At 62.0% G+C, this 18,292-nt stretch carries 22 protein-coding genes and 1 pseudogene; 10 read left to right on the top strand and 13 right to left on the bottom strand.

The genetic code is table 11. The features are described 5' to 3' along the window. Positions 1-61 precede the first annotated feature (61 nt). The 3 genes and pseudogenes from ltrA to RN01_RS35085 all read left to right on the top strand — a co-directional run. Positions 62-1,375, top strand: a complete 1,314-nt coding sequence (ltrA, locus tag RN01_RS25090) for a group II intron reverse transcriptase/maturase (RefSeq protein WP_051705368.1) — start codon at positions 62-64, stop codon at positions 1,373-1,375. A 24-nt stretch (positions 1,376-1,399) separates the two neighbouring features. Continuing rightward, entirely contained in the window at positions 1,400-2,656 is a 1,257-nt protein-coding gene (locus RN01_RS25085; protein ID WP_152564874.1) for an IS256 family transposase, read from the top strand. A 45-nt stretch (positions 2,657-2,701) separates the two neighbouring features. After that, a pseudogene (locus RN01_RS35085) lies at positions 2,702-2,812 on the top strand (group II intron reverse transcriptase/maturase); the annotation flags it as partial. 100 nt (positions 2,813-2,912) lie between these two features. On the opposite strand, the gene RN01_RS34940 reads toward RN01_RS35085, so the two are convergent. From RN01_RS34940 to RN01_RS25075, 3 genes are all read right to left on the bottom strand, one after another. Beyond that, the gene (locus tag RN01_RS34940) at positions 2,913-3,047 is read right to left on the bottom strand and encodes a hypothetical protein (protein ID WP_255354660.1); all 135 of its coding nucleotides are present in this window, start codon (positions 3,045-3,047) and stop codon (positions 2,913-2,915) included. Between the two features lie 64 nt (positions 3,048-3,111). After that, positions 3,112-3,531: a hypothetical protein gene (locus RN01_RS25080; RefSeq protein ID WP_035882480.1), complete on the bottom strand. Its 420-nt coding sequence runs from the start codon at positions 3,529-3,531 to the stop codon at positions 3,112-3,114. A 9-nt stretch (positions 3,532-3,540) separates the two neighbouring features. Beyond that, the gene (locus RN01_RS25075; RefSeq protein ID WP_035882478.1) at positions 3,541-4,563 is read right to left on the bottom strand and encodes a PRTRC system protein D; all 1,023 of its coding nucleotides are present in this window, start codon (positions 4,561-4,563) and stop codon (positions 3,541-3,543) included. Positions 4,564-4,744: 181 nt separating this feature from the next. Between RN01_RS25075 and RN01_RS34075 the strand changes: the two genes are divergently transcribed. The 4 genes from RN01_RS34075 (at position 4,745) to RN01_RS25060 (ending at position 7,799) form a co-directional block, all read left to right on the top strand. Continuing rightward, positions 4,745-4,903, top strand: a complete 159-nt coding sequence (locus tag RN01_RS34075) for a hypothetical protein (protein WP_156149789.1) — start codon at positions 4,745-4,747, stop codon at positions 4,901-4,903. 761 nt (positions 4,904-5,664) lie between these two features. Continuing rightward, positions 5,665-6,813, top strand: a complete 1,149-nt coding sequence (locus RN01_RS25070) for an integrase domain-containing protein (protein WP_035882476.1) — start codon at positions 5,665-5,667, stop codon at positions 6,811-6,813. After that, positions 6,810-7,343 (top strand): site-2 protease family protein, encoded by a 534-nt coding sequence (locus RN01_RS25065; RefSeq protein WP_035882475.1) that lies wholly within the window; start codon positions 6,810-6,812, stop codon positions 7,341-7,343. The genes RN01_RS25070 and RN01_RS25065 overlap by 4 nt, the downstream gene beginning before the upstream one ends. Positions 7,344-7,520: 177 nt before the next feature. Continuing rightward, positions 7,521-7,799 (top strand): HU family DNA-binding protein, encoded by a 279-nt coding sequence (locus RN01_RS25060; RefSeq protein WP_035882474.1) that lies wholly within the window; start codon positions 7,521-7,523, stop codon positions 7,797-7,799. 105 nt (positions 7,800-7,904) lie between these two features. Here RN01_RS25060 and RN01_RS25055 read toward each other — a convergent pair whose 3' ends face one another. The 7 genes from RN01_RS25055 to RN01_RS25025 all read right to left on the bottom strand — a co-directional run bounded on the left by RN01_RS25055 (position 7,905) and on the right by RN01_RS25025 (position 13,284). Continuing rightward, positions 7,905-8,807 carry a DNA/RNA non-specific endonuclease gene (locus tag RN01_RS25055; RefSeq protein WP_035882473.1) on the bottom strand — a complete coding sequence of 301 codons (903 nt, stop codon included), beginning with the start codon at positions 8,805-8,807 and terminating at the stop codon, positions 7,905-7,907. 53 nt (positions 8,808-8,860) lie between these two features. After that, the gene (locus RN01_RS25050; protein WP_369799888.1) at positions 8,861-9,355 is read right to left on the bottom strand and encodes a hypothetical protein; all 495 of its coding nucleotides are present in this window, start codon (positions 9,353-9,355) and stop codon (positions 8,861-8,863) included. Positions 9,356-9,507: 152 nt separating this feature from the next. Beyond that, entirely contained in the window at positions 9,508-9,918 is a 411-nt protein-coding gene (locus tag RN01_RS25045) for a hypothetical protein (RefSeq protein WP_231582305.1), read from the bottom strand. 69 nt (positions 9,919-9,987) lie between these two features. Then, positions 9,988-11,388: an ISNCY family transposase gene (locus RN01_RS25040; RefSeq protein WP_152564870.1), complete on the bottom strand. Its 1,401-nt coding sequence runs from the start codon at positions 11,386-11,388 to the stop codon at positions 9,988-9,990. A gap of 169 nt (positions 11,389-11,557) precedes the next feature. Next, positions 11,558-12,685, bottom strand: a complete 1,128-nt coding sequence (locus tag RN01_RS25035; protein ID WP_039016795.1) for a phage Gp37/Gp68 family protein — start codon at positions 12,683-12,685, stop codon at positions 11,558-11,560. Further along, entirely contained in the window at positions 12,682-12,948 is a 267-nt protein-coding gene (locus RN01_RS25030; protein WP_035884584.1) for a hypothetical protein, read from the bottom strand. Before RN01_RS25030 ends, RN01_RS25035 begins: the two co-directional genes overlap by 4 nt. A 3-nt stretch (positions 12,949-12,951) precedes the next feature. Next, positions 12,952-13,284, bottom strand: coding sequence for a hypothetical protein (locus tag RN01_RS25025; protein ID WP_152564944.1), 333 nt, complete (start codon positions 13,282-13,284; stop codon positions 12,952-12,954). A gap of 124 nt (positions 13,285-13,408) precedes the next feature. Here RN01_RS25025 and RN01_RS34070 point away from each other — a divergent pair, with 124 nt between their 5' ends. Then, on the top strand, positions 13,409-13,675 hold the full coding sequence (locus RN01_RS34070) for a hypothetical protein (RefSeq protein ID WP_156149788.1): 267 nt from the start codon (positions 13,409-13,411) through the stop codon (positions 13,673-13,675). A gap of 97 nt (positions 13,676-13,772) precedes the next feature. On the opposite strand, the gene RN01_RS25015 is transcribed toward RN01_RS34070, so the two are convergent. Genes RN01_RS25015 through RN01_RS25005 form a run of 3 tightly spaced genes read right to left on the bottom strand, consistent with a single transcriptional unit; the run spans position 13,773 to position 16,914 of the window. Continuing rightward, positions 13,773-14,999, bottom strand: coding sequence for a DUF1173 family protein (locus tag RN01_RS25015; protein WP_035884582.1), 1,227 nt, complete (start codon positions 14,997-14,999; stop codon positions 13,773-13,775). A gap of 8 nt (positions 15,000-15,007) precedes the next feature. Beyond that, positions 15,008-16,465, bottom strand: a complete 1,458-nt coding sequence (locus RN01_RS25010) for a 3'-5' exonuclease (protein ID WP_035884581.1) — start codon at positions 16,463-16,465, stop codon at positions 15,008-15,010. Continuing rightward, positions 16,462-16,914, bottom strand: a complete 453-nt coding sequence (locus tag RN01_RS25005; protein ID WP_035884580.1) for a hypothetical protein — start codon at positions 16,912-16,914, stop codon at positions 16,462-16,464. Before RN01_RS25005 ends, RN01_RS25010 begins: the two co-directional genes overlap by 4 nt. Positions 16,915-17,072: 158 nt before the next feature. Here RN01_RS25005 and RN01_RS25000 point away from each other — a divergent pair, with 158 nt between their 5' ends. Together RN01_RS25000 and RN01_RS24995 are read left to right on the top strand one after the other, a co-directional pair. Beyond that, entirely contained in the window at positions 17,073-17,597 is a 525-nt protein-coding gene (locus RN01_RS25000; protein ID WP_035884579.1) for a hypothetical protein, read from the top strand. 2 nt (positions 17,598-17,599) lie between these two features. After that, positions 17,600-18,241, top strand: coding sequence for a hypothetical protein (locus RN01_RS24995; RefSeq protein ID WP_035884578.1), 642 nt, complete (start codon positions 17,600-17,602; stop codon positions 18,239-18,241). The last annotated feature ends 51 nt before the right edge of the window (positions 18,242-18,292 follow it).

Below are 18,292 nucleotides of genomic sequence, written 5' to 3'. Positions count from 1 at the left end.
TAGCGCTGGTGAGGCTCGAATCCGCCGACGAAGGACCGAACGAGAAGGAGTGTTTACCGACATGTCGATGCAGCAGGCAATGCATCAGATGCCCGCGTCAGCGGGGCGGGTGGCCGCAGGGCAAGGTGAAGCCATGCCGGAAGCCGCCAGCGATGAAGCTTGCTGCCCGCGAGATGTAACAGGGAACGCAGGGACGGCGCTGCTCCAAGCGGCGCTGAGAAGAGAGAACCTGCAGCAGGCGTTCAAGCGCGTGCGCGCCAACAAGGGCGCGGCCGGGGTGGATGGTCTGGATATCAATCAGACCGCCCGCCATCTGGCGACGGCGTGGCCGGCCATACGTGAACAATTGCTGGCAGGGACGTACCGGCCCAGCCCGGTGCGTCGGGTGACGATCCCCAAGCCGGACGGTGGTGGTGAGCGTGAGCTTGGCATCCCGACGGTGACGGATCGGCTGATCCAGCAGGCCTTACTACAGGTACTGCAGCCCCTCCTTGATCCCACATTCAGCGAGCACAGCTATGGCTTCCGTCCGGGCAGGCGTGCGCAAGATGCGGTCTTGGCCGCGCAAGCGTATGTCCAGTCGGGGCGGCGGGTCGTGGTAGATGTTGACTTGGCGCAGTTCTTTGACCGGGTCAACCATGACATTCTGATCGATCGCCTACGGAAGCGCATTGATGATGCTGGAGTGATCCGGCTGATTCGGGCGTATCTGAACAGCGGCATCATGGATCATGGCGTGGTGCAGTCTCGGCACGAGGGCACGCCGCAAGGTGGTCCCCTGTCGCCGCTGTTGGCTAACGTCTTGCTTGACGAGGTGGACAAGGAGTTGGAGCGACGTGGCCATTGCTTTGCGCGCTACGCTGACGATGCGAACGTGTATGTTCGCAGCGTGCAGGCGGGTGAGCGGGTGATGGCGCTGCTGCGCCGCTGCTATGCCAAATTGCACCTGGTGGTCAATGAAGGCAAAAGCGCGGTCGGTAGCGTCTTCGGTCGCAAGTTCCTCGGCTACAGTCTGTGGGTGGCGCGTGGGGGCGAAGTCAAACGCAAGGTGGCAGCGAAACCGCTAGCCACGTTCAAGCAACGCATCCGGGAACTGACCGGCCGATCAGGCGGGCGCAGCATGTCGGAGGTTGTGGAGAAATTGCGTTCCTACCTGCTGGGTTGGAAAGGGTACTTCCGACTGGCCGAAACGCCGCGGCTCTGGCGAAAACTCGATGAATGGATGCGTCACAGGCTACGGGCGATCCAGCTCAAGCACTGGAAGCGCGGCGCCACTATGTATCGGGAATTGCTGAAGCTCGGGGCGCCTGCCCCGGTTGCGAAACAGGGAGCGTGTCAGATTTTCCGTGTGCCAGAGGTCATGAGATGCTTGTAAGCAAAACTGACCATGACCGTAGCGATGCCCACCAAGAAGACCACGAAACCGAAGGCACCCAAGCTTGTTTCCGACGAGCTGATTGACGAGTTGCTGGCCCAGGTCGAGAACAAGGACGCCGAGTCGATTCTCGGCGAATCAGGCCTGGCTGGCCTGCTCAAGAAGCGGTTGGCCGAGCGCATGCTGGCCGCCGAACTGACGCACCATCTGGCTGCTGAGACCAAGGAAGGCAGGAGCGGCAACCACCGCAACGGCACCAGCCCAAAGACCGTCCTCACGCCCCACGGCGAACTGGAACTGGACATTCCACGCGACCGGCAGGCCACGTTCGAGCCGCAGCTGGTGGCCAAGTACCAGCGCCGGCTGCCCGGCTTCGACGATCACGTGATCAGCATGTATGCGCGCGGCATGAGCGTGCGCGAGATCCAGGGCCACCTGCAGGAACTGTATGGCCTGCAGGTCTCGCCCGACCTGATCTCCACCATCACCGACGAGGTACTGGCCGAGGTCGAGCAATGGCAGCAACGCCCGCTGGAGGCGATGTACCCGATCGTCTACTTCGACGCGCTGCGCCTGAAGATCCGCGACGAAGGCACCGTCAGGAACAAGGCCGTCTACCTGGCGCTGGGCATCCGCGCCGACGGGCGCAAGGAAGTGCTCGGGCTGTGGATCGAGCAAACCGAAGGCGCCAAGTTCTGGCTCAAGGTCTTCAATGAGCTGAAGAACCGCGGTTTGGACGACATCCTGATCACCGTCGTCGACGGCCTGCGCGGCTTCCCTGAGGCGATTGAGGCCGTCTACCCGAACGCTCAGGTCCAGACCTGCATCGTCCATCTGATCCGCAACTCGCTGAACCTGGCGAGCTGGAAGGACCGCAAGGGCCTGGCGGCTGCGCTCAAGCCGATTTACCAAGCTGCCACGGCCGATGCCGCCGCTGGCGCGCTGCAGGCGTTCGCCGCCAGCGATTGGGGCCGGAAATTCCCGACGGTGGCCGATATGTGGCGCCGGCAATGGGAGCAGGTGATCCCGTTTCTTGCCTACCCACTCGAAGTCCGCAAGATCATCTACACCACCAATGCCATCGAGAGCATGCATATGCAGTTGCGCAAGATCGTCAAGAACCGGGGCCACTTCCCCAGCGACGAGGCGGCCAGCAAGCTGCTCTACCTGGCCTTGCGCAATATCGAGAAAGACTGGAAGATGCCCCCCATTACTTGGAAGCAGGCGGCCAACCAGTTCGCCATCCTCTTCGGCGACCGCTTCACCAACGCCCTACGCTGAGATTTTTTTAACCTACCTCAGCACACAGAATTCCTGACACCTCCGAAACAGGTGGCGGCCAATAGCCGTTGCTGGTGGCGCAATAGTGACGGTCTTCTCAAGACTGTGTTTACTATCAGCTACTTCGACCGATTGGGCGTGCCTCGCCTGTCTTGACCTCAACTTCTCGAACCGCCCGGTGCGGACCCGCATGCCGGGTGGTGTGGCAGGGGCGTAGCCTTCACGGCTACCCCCTATGCCGATCTGGGGGTTTGCATTAGCCTTGTAGCTTCCGCGAGCGCCAACCCTTGTAAGCAACGGACAGAGCCTCCAGAACGCACCAGCCGATCAAAGCCGCGACAATGAAGCGGTTCTGGTCGGCGGTAGTGGAAAGGTAGTCGAAGAACTTCATGGCATCTTGCTCCTTGAGTTGATGGCCTTAGGTTGCCACAGGAAGGCTAACGGTCAAGTCTCACTCAATAGCGCGCCAGCGCGTCGTTTAGAGCTGCGACATCAATTCCCGCTAGGGGGTCGGCTTGATCGGTGCCCGATGCGTCGGCCATCGAAACGGCAGCGGCGACAGGGCCTTGTGTCGGCGTCATTGCTGGGGTGGGTGAGGGACTGGTGATGGATTTGACTTGCGTCGTCGCAGCGGGCATGTCGTGGAGCGGGCTTGGATTCACCCTCGACGAAAGTGGTGGCGAGGGCATACCTGGGCTCGCACACGGCTGCATCAGCACGTCAGGGCCAGCACTCATCACCATCTGCAGACCGCGCTGCGCAAGCCTCCGGAGCATGATCGAGCGTTCCCGGGCTCCCGGGATCTGCCGCAGATACGCGAGCAGCTCGGGAGCCGAGTCGTCGGACAGCGTCACGGTCATCTGAAGCTTGTCCATGGGCGGGCCTTAGGCGGCGCGGGCGGATTGTTGCCGCGCTGCGCCAATCGTATAGAAGCCACGCACATTGGCAAAGCATGGCGCGTCCATCATGTGAATGGCGTTTGCCGGGAACGCGGCGCGAATGGCTGGCGCATATAGCTGCGCACCACCGCCGGTCAAGATGATCGCACGCAGATCGTCGGTTCGGCCGACTCGCGACTGGATCTCTTTGACGGGCTGATGGGTGATCGCAACTGCCTCGGTGAGGTAGGGGGTGACGTCCAGATCGTCGCCGAAGTACACGAGGGGCTTGGTTTCGCGGATCGCCTTGTCGATGCGCTCGATACTGTCGAAGGGGTGCCCCTTCTCCGCCGTGATTAGGCTGGCAACTTGCTGATGGACGCGAGCAGCGCCGCCCGGCACACCGCCGCTGCGCGTGTCATCGACAGTGTAGCCGCGCGCCACTACCCAGTCGGTTGTGTAGTAACCAACGTCAATCACCAGGTAGGCGTTCTCCGGGTCGTACTTCTTGCCGCTGTGCTGGATGTAGCTGATGAGCGTCCCCAGCGGCTGTGGCAGCGGCAGGACGCTCCCGATGTGGATCTCACCCCAGCCGAAGTTGTGCGTGCCGGCAAAACGGTCCTTCAAGAAGGCAGCGTACTTCTGTGTGTTGTGAACAGGCAGGCCCAGCACCAAGCGTTCCACTTCAGTGGCGTTCGCGTAGCGCAACGCGCCGGCAAGCAGCGCCGCATAGTTCGCCGTTGTCACAAAGTCCTCGGACAGCGAGCGGCCAGTGTGGACGTGTGCGCCACTGATCGATACGTCAGGGCCTACTTCGTACCGTGCTCCGTCGACCTCTACATTGATGACGTTACGGGATTTGAACACTCCCGCGCCATAGGAGTTGAGAGCCGTATTCGCTGCGAGGGGCGAGAGTGACGGGAACATGTTCATCGTGATATCCGAACCAAGTGCCCAGGCAGACTTGGTGTTGCCGTAGCCGACGTCGATGGCCATGGTCGAGTGCTTGATGTGTTCGGTCTGCTTCATTGCTTCCTCTCAGATTGATTTGGTCTAGTGACTCGATATGCAACTGGTCTGGCATCGCCCGCCCAAGTCTGAGCAAGTCCCACTTCGTAGGTGCAAGTCCTTCGTGCTGCCATATCTCGTGGCATGACGTGGGACATGGCCCAGTGAAGTGCCACTTTGTCCGACGTGGTGGCATATCGTCATGACCAACTCTACCGACGAAAAAACAATGTCAAGTTGCCAAAAGCTCGCCAAATTGCCGCGCGATACGTTGCCACGGAAACGCGTGCTGGTTTATGCTCTGAACACCTACAGCGTCCCCGACGCATCGATCCTGCCGCCAGTTGCGCGGCACAAATGACCTCAGATTCTTCATCGTGAAGGGTCAACACGAGGCCCGCTGTTCACGCCGGAAATTGCACCGGCTTTTTTTTCAATCAAATCAAGTGGACCGTGTCGGATAGTGAGGACACCGGACACCGCGATACCAAGCCGATTGGCGGTCTGTTCGTGAAAATAGACCGTAGTGCGGACAATTCCGAAGCCGGACACCGGACAGGTGATCTGTGGAATAACCGCGAATGCCCGACGCCCTTTCAGCCGTATGGCTGGGTGCGGATCACGAAGCCCGACACACTGCGGCGGGGATGATCTGACTTTGGGGCGGGGAGCTGATTGCGTGCCGAGAGACGGTGAACGCAGGCTTCTGAGCAAATATCGAACCGGGGGGCGCTACCGGAACCAAAACAGCGCAACAGGTAATCACCCATCACGGGATATGCCGCAGGCGTAAGGACGAAATCCTTACGAGGGCGGGCACGCATCGCGAGATGCACCGGATAGGGTGGCCGCGCAAGCGGAACGCAAGTCTCCACGGCCTGCGTGTTCGCGTTAGCGGACGGTCACGACGCATTGCTTCCATGCTCAGGGCCGATCGGTTTGGCATCGCTAAAGGACCGGAAGATTTGGTGGCAGGACCGGCTGGATGGGCCGGAAAGCTGGGGGTGGTAGCCCGGCACATCGAACGGGGCAGATCCGAATCGGGGTCGGGCTGTTCCAACCGAGGGCCCGAGCCGTAGGCATGGCCCAGGCTGCGTGCGCGCAGCGCAAGCGAATACGACCATGAGCAAATCCATCAACCTGCGCCCGATCCTGAGCCAGTACGAGCTGCCGGACAGATTCAAAGCTGAATTCGCCATCCTGGCGGCCGAGCATCTCCACCTTCCGCACAGCGGCACGCGCGTAAGCGGCCGATCGCTGTCGCAGATGTCCCAGCGGCAGCGTGTGCAGGCATTGCTCGCGATGGTCGTGGAGCTCCGGCGCGTCGGTGCGATGGCCGTGATGTCACCCTACGCCGTGCGGCAAAAGCACATTCGCTGGCTAGTGCGCCACTGGGTAGAGGATCGAAAGCTGAACGTTGGGACGGTTGAATTGCGGCTCACTCATCTGCGGGCCTTCACTTCGTGGATGGGCAAGTCGAACATGGTCGGGCGCATCGAGGACTACATCGTGCGTCCGGAGGGATATGTCCGAAGCTATGTGGCCCAGGAAGACAGATCTTGGGAGGGCAAAGGCATCGATGCCGCGGCGAAGATCGCGGAGATCGCTGCCACGGACCCGCATGTGGCGATACAGCTAAAGCTCGAGGCGGGGTTCGGGCTGCGCGCCAAGGAAAGCTGGCGTCTGCGCCCGGCCCTGGACGTCCTGCCATCCGGCATGCTGCATGTCCACGATGGAACGAAGGGTGGCCGGCCCAGGCGCGTGCCGATTGACTTCGGCTGGCAGTACGAGCTGCTCGGTGAGGCCGCGCGGCTAGCTGAGTCGACAAATCCCGGCCGGGGCACGTTGATCCCGGCGGCGTACACACAGAGCCAGTGGCGCCGGCGGTTCTACACAGTGCTGGAGAAACACGGCATCACCAAGGGTGGCGACGGCGTTACAGCACACGGTTTGCGACACCAGTTCCTGCAACAGATGTACGAGCGGCACAGTGGCCAGGCCGCAGCGGTCAAGGGCGGTGGGAAGATCGTGGATCTGGACGCGCACCGAGAAGCAATGCGTAAGGTAGTGGAGGCGGCTGGCCACAGCCGTGCAACAAAGGCTAACGCCTACCTCTCCACGTACTCCACGCAGCTTTCGATTGGCCGGCCGGCGCCGACACTCACGGATGTCGACGCAGCGATTGCGGCTGCGGATGGCAACAAGGTGGCCGCGGCTCGCGCCCTTGGCATATCTCGCGCGAAGCTCTACCGGATTATCGAGGCATCATGACCACAGCTTGCGACTGGACTTGCTCGGCCTCGTACTTTCTCTCGCTCACGGATGGCGAGCTGCTGCGTGCATACGTCGGCCCGCTCATCGGCCTGCAGATGCTCATGACGGTGTGCCACGAGGCCGGCCACTATTACGCGGCCAAGCTATGCGGAATCGACAGCGAAGAGTTTGCATTGGGAGTGGGGCCGGCAATTTTCCGCACGCGTGCCACGCCGTCCGGCTGCAAGTTCGCGCTGCGGATGTTGCCCCTCGGTGGTCGGGTTACCTATGACGACCGGTACTGGCAACTGAGCTGTGCGAAGCGGGCCTTCATGAGTGCCGCTGGGTGGATGGCGGACGTGCTGGTCGCGCTCATCGTTGCCGCGGTGGTCTACCTCGTAGGTGCAACGGGCCCCATCCCAGTGTTAGTGTGCTGCCTGGTCGGATTCCGCGCGGCCTACAACCTCTTGCCCTTTACCTCGGATTGCAGGATGACGATCCGGTATCTGTGGCTGGCGATTACCGGCCGTGCGGAATCCTCGCAGTAGGGGTCGCTCCGGCAGCGGGATTGTGTCGCGGGTGGCCGGCGCTCCACTCGGGTGCGATTTTCTGAGCACGCTCACCGGAAAATCGGGGAAAGGCCAAGGTTTAGTGTCGTCATTCGCGGATCAATCCCAGCGACAGCGTGATTGAATCGTGAGGCTGTCACTTTGGAGAACTGGAGCATGACGAAAGCTGAACTGATCGACGCGATTGCCGCTGGTGTGGATGGTCTGTCGAAAACCAAGGCCGAACAGGCATTGAACGCAACCCTCAATGCCATTGTGGAAGCCGTGGCGAGGGGCGAGACGCTGACCCTGGTCGGCTTTGGCACATTTGGCAAGGGGGAGCGAGGCGAGCGTACGGCGCGCAACCCGCGAACCGGCGAAGAGATCAAGGTTGAAGCGGCCAAGACGGTGAAGTTCAAGGCTGGCCAGAAGTTCAAAGAAGCCGTGAACCGCTGAAGCGGCACAGGGTATTCAGGACGGGTCATGGCCAATGAAAAAGGCGCATCACGAGATGCGCCTTTTGTCTTTCGAGCGAAAAGGTTCGTATGGAAGGGGCGCGCGCTAGCGGGCGTAGGCAAGAACCAGGGAAGCCAGCGCCCCGGCATCGCGCACGAGATGATTGAGAGATCCCGGCCCCGCCGAACTTCCCACATTGTCGCTGGATGCCAGCCAGGCGAAGGCGACGCGGCGAGCCGCCTTCTCTCCCGGGTGAGGCGTCGGAGCCGGTAGCTCAATGGCTACCGAGTGCATCGGCTTGCCCAAGGCGGGGAACGGGTCGATTCCGGTGAAGTGGCGCAGCTCGTCCAGGCTGATGACGCTGTACGCCGGCGTCGCGTCATTGCGGACGATGTAGGCGGCGGCACCCACGCCGGGGACATAGATCGCCTTCCAGAGAAAGTCCGGAATCCGAACGCGTCCGTTGAGGGCGCCTACATCGCGGATGAATGCCGGCCCGGTGATCACCTGAATGGTGCCGTACTGGCGGGCAAGCCGCCGAGTCGACGTCTCGATATGACTCCACGTGCGGCGATTTGAAAAACTGTTCTGCGGCACGACGTTGGCGAGGCTGAAGCTCTCCGCCTGCGCAGTCTTGTCTGCGAAATCCCCACTCGGCGCTAGGTGACCGCGGTCATAGCCAGAACGGGCATAGTCCGACAACCGGCTGCGGTCGGCGTCGGCCAACCGAGTCTCCTCGTAGAAGTCGCTGTCGCGCGAAAGGGTTCTTGCGGCATCCACGGCTTCACGGGTGAGTCGTTCTGCCGCCCACAGCGCGGTGCGTGTGCTGCTCGAGTACAGCACGGCGTATGCCCTATTGCACAGGAGCTGCGTGCGGCCGGCGGGCTTTGTGACGGCCGGAGGGCTTTGGCTAAATACGGTACCGCACTGCGGAGGTTGGGTGTCTCGTGCTCCAGCGGAGACCGAGGTGAGGCAAAGAAGTGCGACAGCGGCGAGGTGGCGAATCATCGGGAGTCCTTATTAGGAGGCTACCCAACCAGCTTGCCTCGCCGATGGCGAAGTCAAGGTTGCCAGCCCTCGGGCAGGCCGTCTATGGCCCTGCCGACGAACGCTTCTCGATCAGAGAACGCCAATTCACTGTCGGACAGTGCCTCTTCGGCGATCTCGGCCCCCAGGGCAGGGACATGCTCGAAGTGAATCAATGGCGCGCCGTCAACATAGATGACCCTCGCGCGCCGGAGCAGCTTTCGATACCGGGCGGCGTCCGCAAGCACTGTGCTGGGTGGGGCTACCCGCTGGAAGTCGGAACTGGGCTGCGCCAGAGCTGCGGCAATTGCGGCGAACTTCGGCCCGTTCGTCTCCCAGTCGCCTGAGGTCGACGCGAGCAGATTGAGGAAATAGGGAATGTCGGGTTCGCCAAGGGTGCGGCGCGCCAGCATAGAGATGGCTTCCAGGTCCGCGGGGCGGTGTTCCACGCGGCTGTTCCAGATGGCGCTCAGGCGCACGAAAGCCGCATCAGGATCTGTGGAGTCGATTTGAACTGGCGGCGTGGACATGCCACATTCTTCGCAGACGATAACTGCCTGCAGGCGGCCGGCAACATATAAAGGCGCGCCGTCGCAGTGGTCGCATGGAAGTAGGCCGCTTGGCATGACATATCCCGGGGGCTGAAAATGCCGGCATTATGCCTTCCTGCGGCCTGGTCCGATCAGGTTTGGTCGGCGGGCTGTTCGATCATCGACCCATTGGCGGTCAAATACTCGCTCGTTGTGCTCAATAGCTCCCGCCTGGCGGTTCCCTGAAAGCCCTGAAGCATTTCGGCATGGTCGCGTAGGGCCGCGCCGATCTGCCAGAACTCGTTCAGCCAGTTGTCCGGCTCGCCCATTGGGCCGCCCATCTGGCCGGTGGCGATGGCGCCGCGAATGGCGAGCACGGTCTCCGGCTCGGGATACTCTCTTTCTTCGTTGTCGAACTGCTGCATTGCTACCTTGATCGAGTTTGTTGTCCAGGCAAAGTTGAAATGTCCGGTCGCCGGCAAAGTTAAAATGTCCGGTGAGTCTTCAACTCGCTTGGTCAGTTTTTTGGGGTTGTCCGTAGGGCGGTGGTGCCGGCCTGACACGAATGAGTCCAGCTCAGGGTGAGGGCTATCATGCAAGCAGAGCGAATTTTGGTTCCAGTAGTAAGTGAGTCAGTTATCCGTTCCGTTAAGGGGCCACGATGGCTTCTGCAGGCGCTTTAACCCTTCCAACATATCGCTCTGATCCAGCGAGCGCTGGGACTTTTTACCAGGTGGCCGTCCACGCTTGCGGGGAGGTCCTTCAGTGGTATGCAAAGAGTGAGATCGTGTGTTGTCCCGTTTTTCTTGAACGTATTGGGCCAACTGCAGCACATGTCCGAGTCGCTTGTTGTCCACGATCGCGCCCTGGTTCACTTCCGATAACTTGTCGTAGGTGGTGAAGGTTAGAGCAATGCCATTCGCCCGCGGTTCTATCCGGCCATCGGGGTAGTGATAGACATCAATGTAGTGACCGACAAGCTTGCGATGTTCCGGCGTATCCGCCAACAGATACAGCATTTTGTCGAACTGGATTGTCAGGCTCTTGGACACACGACGGGGCTCGCGGCATGCAAAGATCAGATCCAGGTTTTCATCCGATCGCAGCGCCCGATGGGCGTTATGACTGTTGCGCGGCACTTTGGCAAAGCGCGCGTTGTAGTCGGCGATGAACTCAGTCGCAAACGCGTTGGCAGCCTCCATCGTGTTAATGCCTCGCAGACGAAGTTCCTTAACCAACCGGTCTTGCAGCGTCAGGTGCGCCCGCTCAACGCGTCCCTTGGCCTGGCTACTGTTGGCGCAGATGCCTTCAATGTTGAGCTCAAATAAGGCCCGAGCAAACTGGGTATGACCATCGCCGCCGGTGGCGTGGGGATGGTTGACGCGGAAGACACCCGCCTTGTCGCTGTAAAACGCTACCGGCTTACCGTGGCGCTCCAAATATGTCCGCGTCGCAGCGAAATAACTGAACGTAGACTCCGTATAGGTAAAACGCAGCTCCATGATCCGGCTGGTAGCGTCATCCACGTAGACCAGCAGCGTGCACGCCGGCGCACGATCCTCGAACCAGCGGTGATCGCAGCCGTCGATCTGAATCAGTTCGCCCAGGCAGGCGCGCCGGTTACGAGGTTGGTAGATCTTCGGCGGCCTTTGTTTGCGCGGCACCCACAGGCCGGCTGCTGTCATCAGTCGGCGGATCGTTTCTTTGGACAACGTCAGTCCATGGCGCTCGCGCAGCTTCTCGGTGGCCAGGGTCGGGCCAAAGTCGGCGTAATGCTCGCGGATCAGGCCAAGCGCTGCAGCCTCGCGATCGGCCGATAGCCGGTTGTTGGCGGGCCGGCCGCGCTTCCGGGACACAAGCCCGGACGGGCCTTCCTGCCGATAGCGCTCCAACAGCCGCCGGAACTGCCGGTCGGTGATCTGCAACCGTTCGGCGGCCACGCCGGGCCGCAACTGACCATCCACGACCGCCTGGACGGTCTTGAGCCTGTCTAACTCGCGCATGCTTACTGTAATGACGTCGGTTCTAGCCATCGCCTGGGCGCTATCCATTGCATTCAACTGGGCTGGCTGAATACCACGAAGAGCGCCTCAAGCGGACATTTCTGCTTTGCTAAAACCGGACATTACAGCTTTGCCGCTACATTGTTACCCCGTGAAGGGCGGAATATGTTGAATCCGTTGGCCTACGCAGGCTGAACCCTTAGGTGACTCCATGCTCGAGGGCGCGATGGCAAGCCGCGGCGACATCGAGGGTTGTCGTTGGAAACGCGTCGTGTACCACGCCGTCGAGCAGCCGGCCGGAGGCCTTGGTGCCCACGCGGTGCATGACGGTGACCGGGAAGCGCCCCTCGTCACGTGCCCGCATGAAGTCTTCGCCTCTGGCCAGCAGCTGGCCGTGCCTGTCGAGGCAGATACCGTTGCCAACCCATGTCGAGGCCTTGTTGGCCCATTCGTCGAACGTCTCGAACGTACGGAACACAGGTTCACCGGTGCCGGTGTGGACCGCCGCAGTGTGCCATTCGCCCCATTGCTTGAGGTTGAACGGCACATCAGCTGCAGCACACTGGTCCCGTAGGCTCCGAGGCCACGCGGGGTGCATATGGCGAATGGACGCCCCGGTGCCGCTCTCGCCCCCAGCGATGATCCAGTCGATCGAGCCAGGGTTGTAGTCGTTGCCGGATGTGTGAAGTAGCTCGCCGGTGATCGTAGAGAAAACGTCGACGTGCCCGAGAAGCGGTTCCATGGAAAGGAAGCGAGTCTTCGCGGGCGTTCTCAGAAGCTTGGGGATGTCGCGATCCGCCTCGGCCTGGTTGACGATCGTTGCGCCCAGCCAAATGTCGGCAGGCGCGTTGCCGGCAATCCATGTGGCCAGCCACGGCACCGTGGGGTTGTCGTCGCAGTCCTCTCGCAATAGCAGGGCGTTGAACGCTTCACCCAGCCGCTTGGTGACGTTGCCAATGCGCTTCGTCAGGATCTGCTTGTCGAGGTTCGGGGTCTGACGCCAGACGTCCAGAACGTCGATGAACCATTCGATCGGCACTTCGTTATCGAAGACGTCGGCCAGACTTGCGCAGAAGACGCGCTGCCGGCGGCCGTGCACAGCGGCGAATGCCGCGTGAGCGGCGTTCCAGCGGAAGGGCTTGCGCCAGTTGGCCACCGAAGTGCGGCGGCGCGGCGCGCCTGGCCCCCAGTTATCGGCATGGCCGCCGCAGAAGCGCGCATTGCGGGTCTCGGCGTAGCAGTGGTCGCATCCGGGGCCGACTTTCTGACAGCCCTCCCATGGGTTCCAGGTGTGATCGGTCCAGCCAATCTTGGAGTTTTCGCTCATAGCGGTGCTCCTTCGAACATGTCGATGGTCCGGGTATCGCGCTCCGGCGCGTCGGCACCGATGGCGGTCCGGCCTGCAGGGGTAATCACCCACTGCGTTGCCTCATTCAGGCCGATCCAGCCGCGGCGGTGGAGCGCCTGAACGGTGCCGAAGGCCCCGCCGTGTGCACTTTGGCCGCGCAGGTGGCCAAGTGTGGGCCGGCCGGCCACCAGGTTTTCAAGAATGCGGCGCATCGCCGGCGAGACGGTTTGGTCCGTTGGCATTTTTCAGTCCTTTCGTGGCGGCAAGGCCGGGGCGTTGCGAAGCATCATGTGAGCGGTTGGGGACGGCGTGGCATAGATGCCGGTGCCGCAGAACGCGCAGCCCATGTGTTCCCGTTCTGCTGCTTCCGCCTGGGTGGATGGGCGCTCGCAGTACGGGTGCGTCTTGGCGCGAACGAGAAATTCGACGAGACGCAGTTCGACCAGTTGCAGATCCTCGGCTTTTGGCTGGCCAACGAGATCTGCGGCGATCAGGGAAGCGATCAGGCTTACCAGATGGGAGGGTGGGGCGCCGTCACCCGCAGGCAAACCGGGGGGAGTCGTTGAGTGGGGTTTCATGTGGTCCAGGGGCAGCCATTGACCCTTTCAGCCTATCGGCCTGTTCCCAATGTCAAGGCAGGGGTGTAACTGGGGGAGACTGGCGCATACGAGCCCGCAGGCATCTGGTCGGAAAATCGGTGCATTGGCACCGCTCGCCACAGCGCCTTGTGGCGATGAGGTCCTCTGCTATTCCGAAGCGGATAGCTGCCTCCTTCAGCCGGTGTGCGTCGACCTGTCCGGTCGCTACTGCGTCGAGCACTTCGCGGGCAAAGCCGTGGAGGGACTTGAGTTCCCCGCCGATCGCTTCGCCGGTGAACTGGTAGAGCCCATTCGGCATGCGGCGCACGATCGTGGTTTCCTGGGCCATCCGGCGCAAGAGGGCCTCCGCATCTCGGAGGTCAACGTGTAGGTGCCGCTGGACCAACACTATCGAGGCGGCTCGGTACTTCTGGACGAGATCGAGAGCCTGGGCATACTGCCTCTCGATCTGTGCGGCCGAAGCAATGTCAGGTGCCGTCATTGGGGCGAGCAGGAGGGGGCAGACGGACGGATGTGACGGGGTGCGCAGTGGCGTCCCACTCGGTGAAAGGCGTGCCCGCAGCCTGATAATGCGCCCGCTTCTCCACCATCCGCGCGTCATACTCGGCGTTGCCGGTCATGCCCAGTACCTCGATCACCCTCTCCGGCTCAACGTCGGTGAGTACGAAGTCAGGGTGCACGGGCGCCCGGCCAACATGGCGCAGCGGCTTCCGGAAAGCTCGCCGCAGGCTGACCAGGTAGTCGGCCATCGCGACTTCATGGGACGAATCACAGGGCAGAAACTGGCGGTTGGCCAGCATCACGGCGATATCGACCACCGTCAGATAATTGGACTTGGATTTCTCGACGAGCAGGACTGCGATGCAGCGCTGGTCGGCTTTCCCAATACCCGCCAGCGCGGTACCGAACGACGCCTGGAGCCGCTCATAGTGTCCGCCCGACAAGAAGAATCGTTGAGTGCTCTGACGTAGCACGATCTTTCCGCCGTACTGGGTTGTCTCGTGCGAATCGATCTCCCCAATGACAATTCCGCGCGGCGAGCCGGCCGCCGTCGGCGTGAGGCGAGCCTGCCAGGCCTCGAACTCGGCCAGGAGCTCGGCCTTGCGTGCCGGGTCCCAGCGCTGCATCACGTGCAGAAGGCTGTCTGCCGATTTGCCATTGATGCGGCAGTCGGCGAACTCTGTCGTGAGTTGCGACCAGCAGGCATTCCAGCCACGAGAGCCTGTACCGGGCCAGACGTTGAGGCCCGCGTGCTCCCACGCGTACTCGAGAAATGCGAGCAGGCCTGCGGATCGTCGTTGGGGTTTGGTGGTCTCGCCCTTGGGCGTCTGCTGGATGGTCCTTGCCGGTGTACGTGCGCTGACCGATAACGTCGCATCAAGGCGAATGTCGTGCTGGCCATCGCGCGTGCGGAAGGCGTCGAGATTGTCCCCGGAGCCTGGCTTGCCCTGTGCCTGACGGTGGAAAGGGCAACAATCGGCGTGGCGGTGGGCCTGCTCCGGCCAGCGAGCCAGCAGAAAGATGTCGCGGTGGCGGCGAATGACCAGTTTCGGGCGCGGCCGGGTTTGAACGCAGCCGCATTCTGCAAATCCCTGGATGGTCTTTGCGCGCTCAAGGTGGCGAGCATAGCGCCCCGGTTCCTCCAGCACATCGTCGATCGGGAACTCGTTCCCGCCAATCCGCACGGTGATCATGGGTCCTCCTAGACTCCGGCTTCCCGGAACATGGTGTACAGGTCGCGGCGAATCTCGCTGACATCGAGCACGTGCTTGGCGCGCGTCATGGCGACATAGAGCAGCCGCATTTCCTCGGGCGTCATCGTGAGCCGCCCCTCGTCCTGCTTGAACTTGAAGTCGCCGGCGAGCTGCACGTGATCCCACTCCAGCCCTTTGCCCCGGTGTACCGTCGAGAGGACGTAGTCCGCATCCTTCTCAGGCGTGACGCGGGTGAGGATCAAGCGCAGGTAGTCCACGCCCTCGTTGTCAATCAGCTTCACGAATGGCTGCAGGTCGCGGCCGGCGAAGGACTCGGCGTACTCTTGAACTTCCTCCCACGTCTCAAACAGGGCAAGGGCAGCCGGATAGAAGACGCGCTCGCCGCGCATCAGGCGCTCGGCGCCGTCGGCGAATGCGCGCAGGTCTTCAGCCTTGGCGCGCACTGCGACCTTGTGGCCACGACTAATGCCTTCTGCGAGCTTTGCCAGCAGCGTGGCGTTCTTCCGACAGAGGATGGCGTCGAACTTCTGCAAACCGGGGCTTTCGTCGAGGAGGATGCGCGACTCGATGTCGTCCTGGCCTCGCAGCGGCGTTTCTTCGTCCATGAGACGGAGCATCCGGCTGGCCAACTGAGCGATCGCGGGCCCGAAGCGAAAGGACTCGGTCAACGCGCACTCGGGCGCGCGAATGTGCTCCATCGCATTGACGGCGCCGCGCCACTCGTAGATCTGCTGATACGGATCGCCGACGTAGACTACCTGGGCTTGTTGGGCGCGTAGAACGGAGAGCATCAGTCCATCAGCGTCCTGGGCCTCGTCGAACAGGATGAAATCGGCGCCGATGCGCGGGCGGCTGCGTTCCCACAGCTTCACGTAGATGTTGTGCGTGATTGCGGAGGGCGAATTGGGGGCGATGCACTCGGCCCAGTGTTTCTTGACGTGAGGGAGAAGGCTGTTGCGCAAGTGCTCGGCTTCGTCTTCCTTCACGATCTCGTCGACCGGAATGTGCCATGCCAGCGGCTCGGCCTGAGCGGATCGGCAGAAGCGGGCCACGCCATCCATCACCATGCGAGCAAGTTTGCTGGGGCCAAGCTCCAGATCCTTGCCGATTGTCGTCGGCAGCCGCACGGTGCCAAGGCCGTAGCGCTGCGCCAGTTGAAATGGAGGCTCGACAGGGTTCTTGAGCTTGCGGGTGATCTCCGGTCGCGTTGCACCGAAGGCCAGCGAATTGAACGTCTTGCAGGTCGTGTTCTTCGGAAACTTGCCCTTGGCCTCCTCGGCAATGTCCTTGTTGAAAGCCAGGTAGTAGCCGCGGGAGCGTGGCAGTGCTTGCGCGGTCATTCTGAGCGTGGAACTCTTCCCCGCGCCGGCGTACGCCTTGACCTTGACAGGTCCGCCAGAGAGAACGGTCTCCACGGCGCAGTCTTGCTCGGCAGTGGGTGTCATCGCGTGAGCCCCATGCGCTGCTGCACGCCCGTGCCGGCGCGACCTCGCGCGCGGTTGTCCTCGAGTTTCGCCGCAGCCTCGGCTACTCGGCGAGCTTGATCGCCGCTCAGCTCTTCGACGATGAAGCTAAAGTACATCGCCGTCGTGGGCCCCGGCCATGTCAGCCGTTTGTCGCGGATTTGCTGTTTGACGGCTTCCGGCAACGAGAAGAATCGAGTACGGGCTTTGCGCCAGACTCGAGCGTGAAAGGCACGCTGTGTCGTCTCGAATCGATCGGATTGCCGCTGCCGACGCGCAAACTCTTCGTCCACGCCGTGCTGCTCGCATGCGACGTGATCGGAGAAGAGGGGGTAGCGGTCACGCTCGCGCGCCTGCTTGCGCGAGAATGCGACCTCGCGGCGCGTGTTGCGTTGGATCGGCTCGTAGCGTTCGAATCGGGTAAAGCGCATGGCATCAAGGTACGGAATGGTCTAAGACCAAGATACCGGCGCCGCGGCGAAGTCAAGGCTACCGGCGGGCGAGATGCCCCGAGAACCATTTTCGGGGTGTGCGGAGCCGGTCGCAGCCGCGAAAGCTATAGAATTTCGTGTGTCTTTTGCGGAAAATCATGCCCAACGCCCCTGCTCCCATGCCTCGTGAGGTCTCCCTCGGCACTCGGCCGCGCGACGAGCGCGAGTTCATCCCCCCCGGTGAGCCTCAATACAGTGAAATCGCCCGAATGGACGCCTTCACGTTCAAGCGCTACCTGGACAGGGTCTTTTGGCATCCGCGGCCGGAGGTGTTGCGCTTCGAGGTGCGGGCCGTGCCGTCTTCCGCTGGGAGGATCTACGATGTCGTCGCCATCGTTGGCCAGGGCGAGGGGGAGGCTTGGTTTTCCGACGCGGCCGTGCCCACTCGTTGGGACTACGTGGCAATCACGGAAACGACTGACGGGCTGGGCCGCCTTCAGCGCGACAAGCTGAAGGCCGAGGGCAAGCTTCCTCAAGATTACAAGCCGTTCGTTGGGGATGGGCCGATGCCGGACTTTGCCAACCTAGAGAACCCGGAGGAGGTAGAGAAGCGGCGCTGGGATGTAGTCAACCGCGTTCGACAGGCGCGGCGAGAGGCTAACGAGATAAAGGTGCTCACATAACTATGGCTGCCGATATTCTGGCGCGTTCGGCCGAACTTCACTCCGCTGCTGTGGCCTGCATGACCAATGCAGTTACTACGGACCATCCAAGAACGATCTCCGCATACCAGTGCGCACTGATGTCGGTGGAGCACGCGGCCGGCGCCGTGGCATTGCTTACGATCGGGATGCCAAACGCAGCGATGGCGCTGTTCCGGCCGCAGTTCGAGACGCTGATTCGCGGCGTTTGGCTGCTGGAGGCAGCCGACGAGAAATGGGTGCGGCAGTACCATGAGCCGCTTACGGAAGAGTCGGCCCGTGCGGCTGACAGTGCGCCGGGCGTGAAGGTCATGTTTGACGAGCTGCTCAAGCTCGATGACCCACGCGTCAAGGGCATCGTGGCGCATCTCGATGAGTACCGCGCGCAGTCCTTGCGGGCGTTGCACAGTTTCACGCACGGCGGTATGCATCCCATGTCCAGGTCCAGCACCGGATACCCCATGGCTCTAATCGACAACGTGGTTCGTTGCGCAAATGGCCTGGTTTGCTACGCGGCGCAGATGGCGGCGCTTGTCTCGACGGATGCCGAGGCGAACATGATCCCGGTGCGGGCTCTCCATTTGGACTTCAGGGATTGCATGCCGGAAATGAAGGGCGCGGCCTGACCCGAGGCGCTTGTTCTTGGCGCTGGTGCGAGGTACTATCCGTCCGATTCT

Origin of the sequence: Cupriavidus sp. SHE (assembly GCF_000812445.1) — a bacterium.
Taxonomy (GTDB): Bacteria; Pseudomonadota; Gammaproteobacteria; order Burkholderiales; family Burkholderiaceae; genus Cupriavidus; species Cupriavidus metallidurans.
This window is presented reverse-complemented; position numbering and strand designations above follow the sequence as displayed.

Coding starts and splice junctions, on each gene's coding strand:
- ltrA (WP_051705368.1), top strand. CDS start 62: ATGTCGATGCAGCAGGCAATGCATCAGATGCCCGCGTCAGCGGGGCGG.
- RN01_RS25085 (WP_152564874.1), top strand. CDS start 1,400: ATGCCCACCAAGAAGACCACGAAACCGAAGGCACCCAAGCTTGTTTCC.
- RN01_RS34940 (WP_255354660.1), bottom strand. CDS start 3,047: ATGAAGTTCTTCGACTACCTTTCCACTACCGCCGACCAGAACCGCTTC.
- RN01_RS25080 (WP_035882480.1), bottom strand. CDS start 3,531: ATGGACAAGCTTCAGATGACCGTGACGCTGTCCGACGACTCGGCTCCC.
- RN01_RS25075 (WP_035882478.1), bottom strand. CDS start 4,563: ATGAAGCAGACCGAACACATCAAGCACTCGACCATGGCCATCGACGTC.
- RN01_RS34075 (WP_156149789.1), top strand. CDS start 4,745: ATGACCAACTCTACCGACGAAAAAACAATGTCAAGTTGCCAAAAGCTC.
- RN01_RS25070 (WP_035882476.1), top strand. CDS start 5,665: ATGAGCAAATCCATCAACCTGCGCCCGATCCTGAGCCAGTACGAGCTG.
- RN01_RS25065 (WP_035882475.1), top strand. CDS start 6,810: ATGACCACAGCTTGCGACTGGACTTGCTCGGCCTCGTACTTTCTCTCG.
- RN01_RS25060 (WP_035882474.1), top strand. CDS start 7,521: ATGACGAAAGCTGAACTGATCGACGCGATTGCCGCTGGTGTGGATGGT.
- RN01_RS25055 (WP_035882473.1), bottom strand. CDS start 8,807: ATGATTCGCCACCTCGCCGCTGTCGCACTTCTTTGCCTCACCTCGGTC.
- RN01_RS25050 (WP_369799888.1), bottom strand. CDS start 9,355: ATGTCCACGCCGCCAGTTCAAATCGACTCCACAGATCCTGATGCGGCT.
- RN01_RS25040 (WP_152564870.1), bottom strand. CDS start 11,388: ATGGCTAGAACCGACGTCATTACAGTAAGCATGCGCGAGTTAGACAGG.
- RN01_RS25035 (WP_039016795.1), bottom strand. CDS start 12,685: ATGAGCGAAAACTCCAAGATTGGCTGGACCGATCACACCTGGAACCCA.
- RN01_RS25030 (WP_035884584.1), bottom strand. CDS start 12,948: ATGCCAACGGACCAAACCGTCTCGCCGGCGATGCGCCGCATTCTTGAA.
- RN01_RS25025 (WP_152564944.1), bottom strand. CDS start 13,284: ATGAAACCCCACTCAACGACTCCCCCCGGTTTGCCTGCGGGTGACGGC.
- RN01_RS25015 (WP_035884582.1), bottom strand. CDS start 14,999: ATGATCACCGTGCGGATTGGCGGGAACGAGTTCCCGATCGACGATGTG.
- RN01_RS25010 (WP_035884581.1), bottom strand. CDS start 16,465: ATGACACCCACTGCCGAGCAAGACTGCGCCGTGGAGACCGTTCTCTCT.
- RN01_RS25005 (WP_035884580.1), bottom strand. CDS start 16,914: ATGCGCTTTACCCGATTCGAACGCTACGAGCCGATCCAACGCAACACG.
- RN01_RS25000 (WP_035884579.1), top strand. CDS start 17,073: ATGCCCAACGCCCCTGCTCCCATGCCTCGTGAGGTCTCCCTCGGCACT.
- RN01_RS24995 (WP_035884578.1), top strand. CDS start 17,600: ATGGCTGCCGATATTCTGGCGCGTTCGGCCGAACTTCACTCCGCTGCT.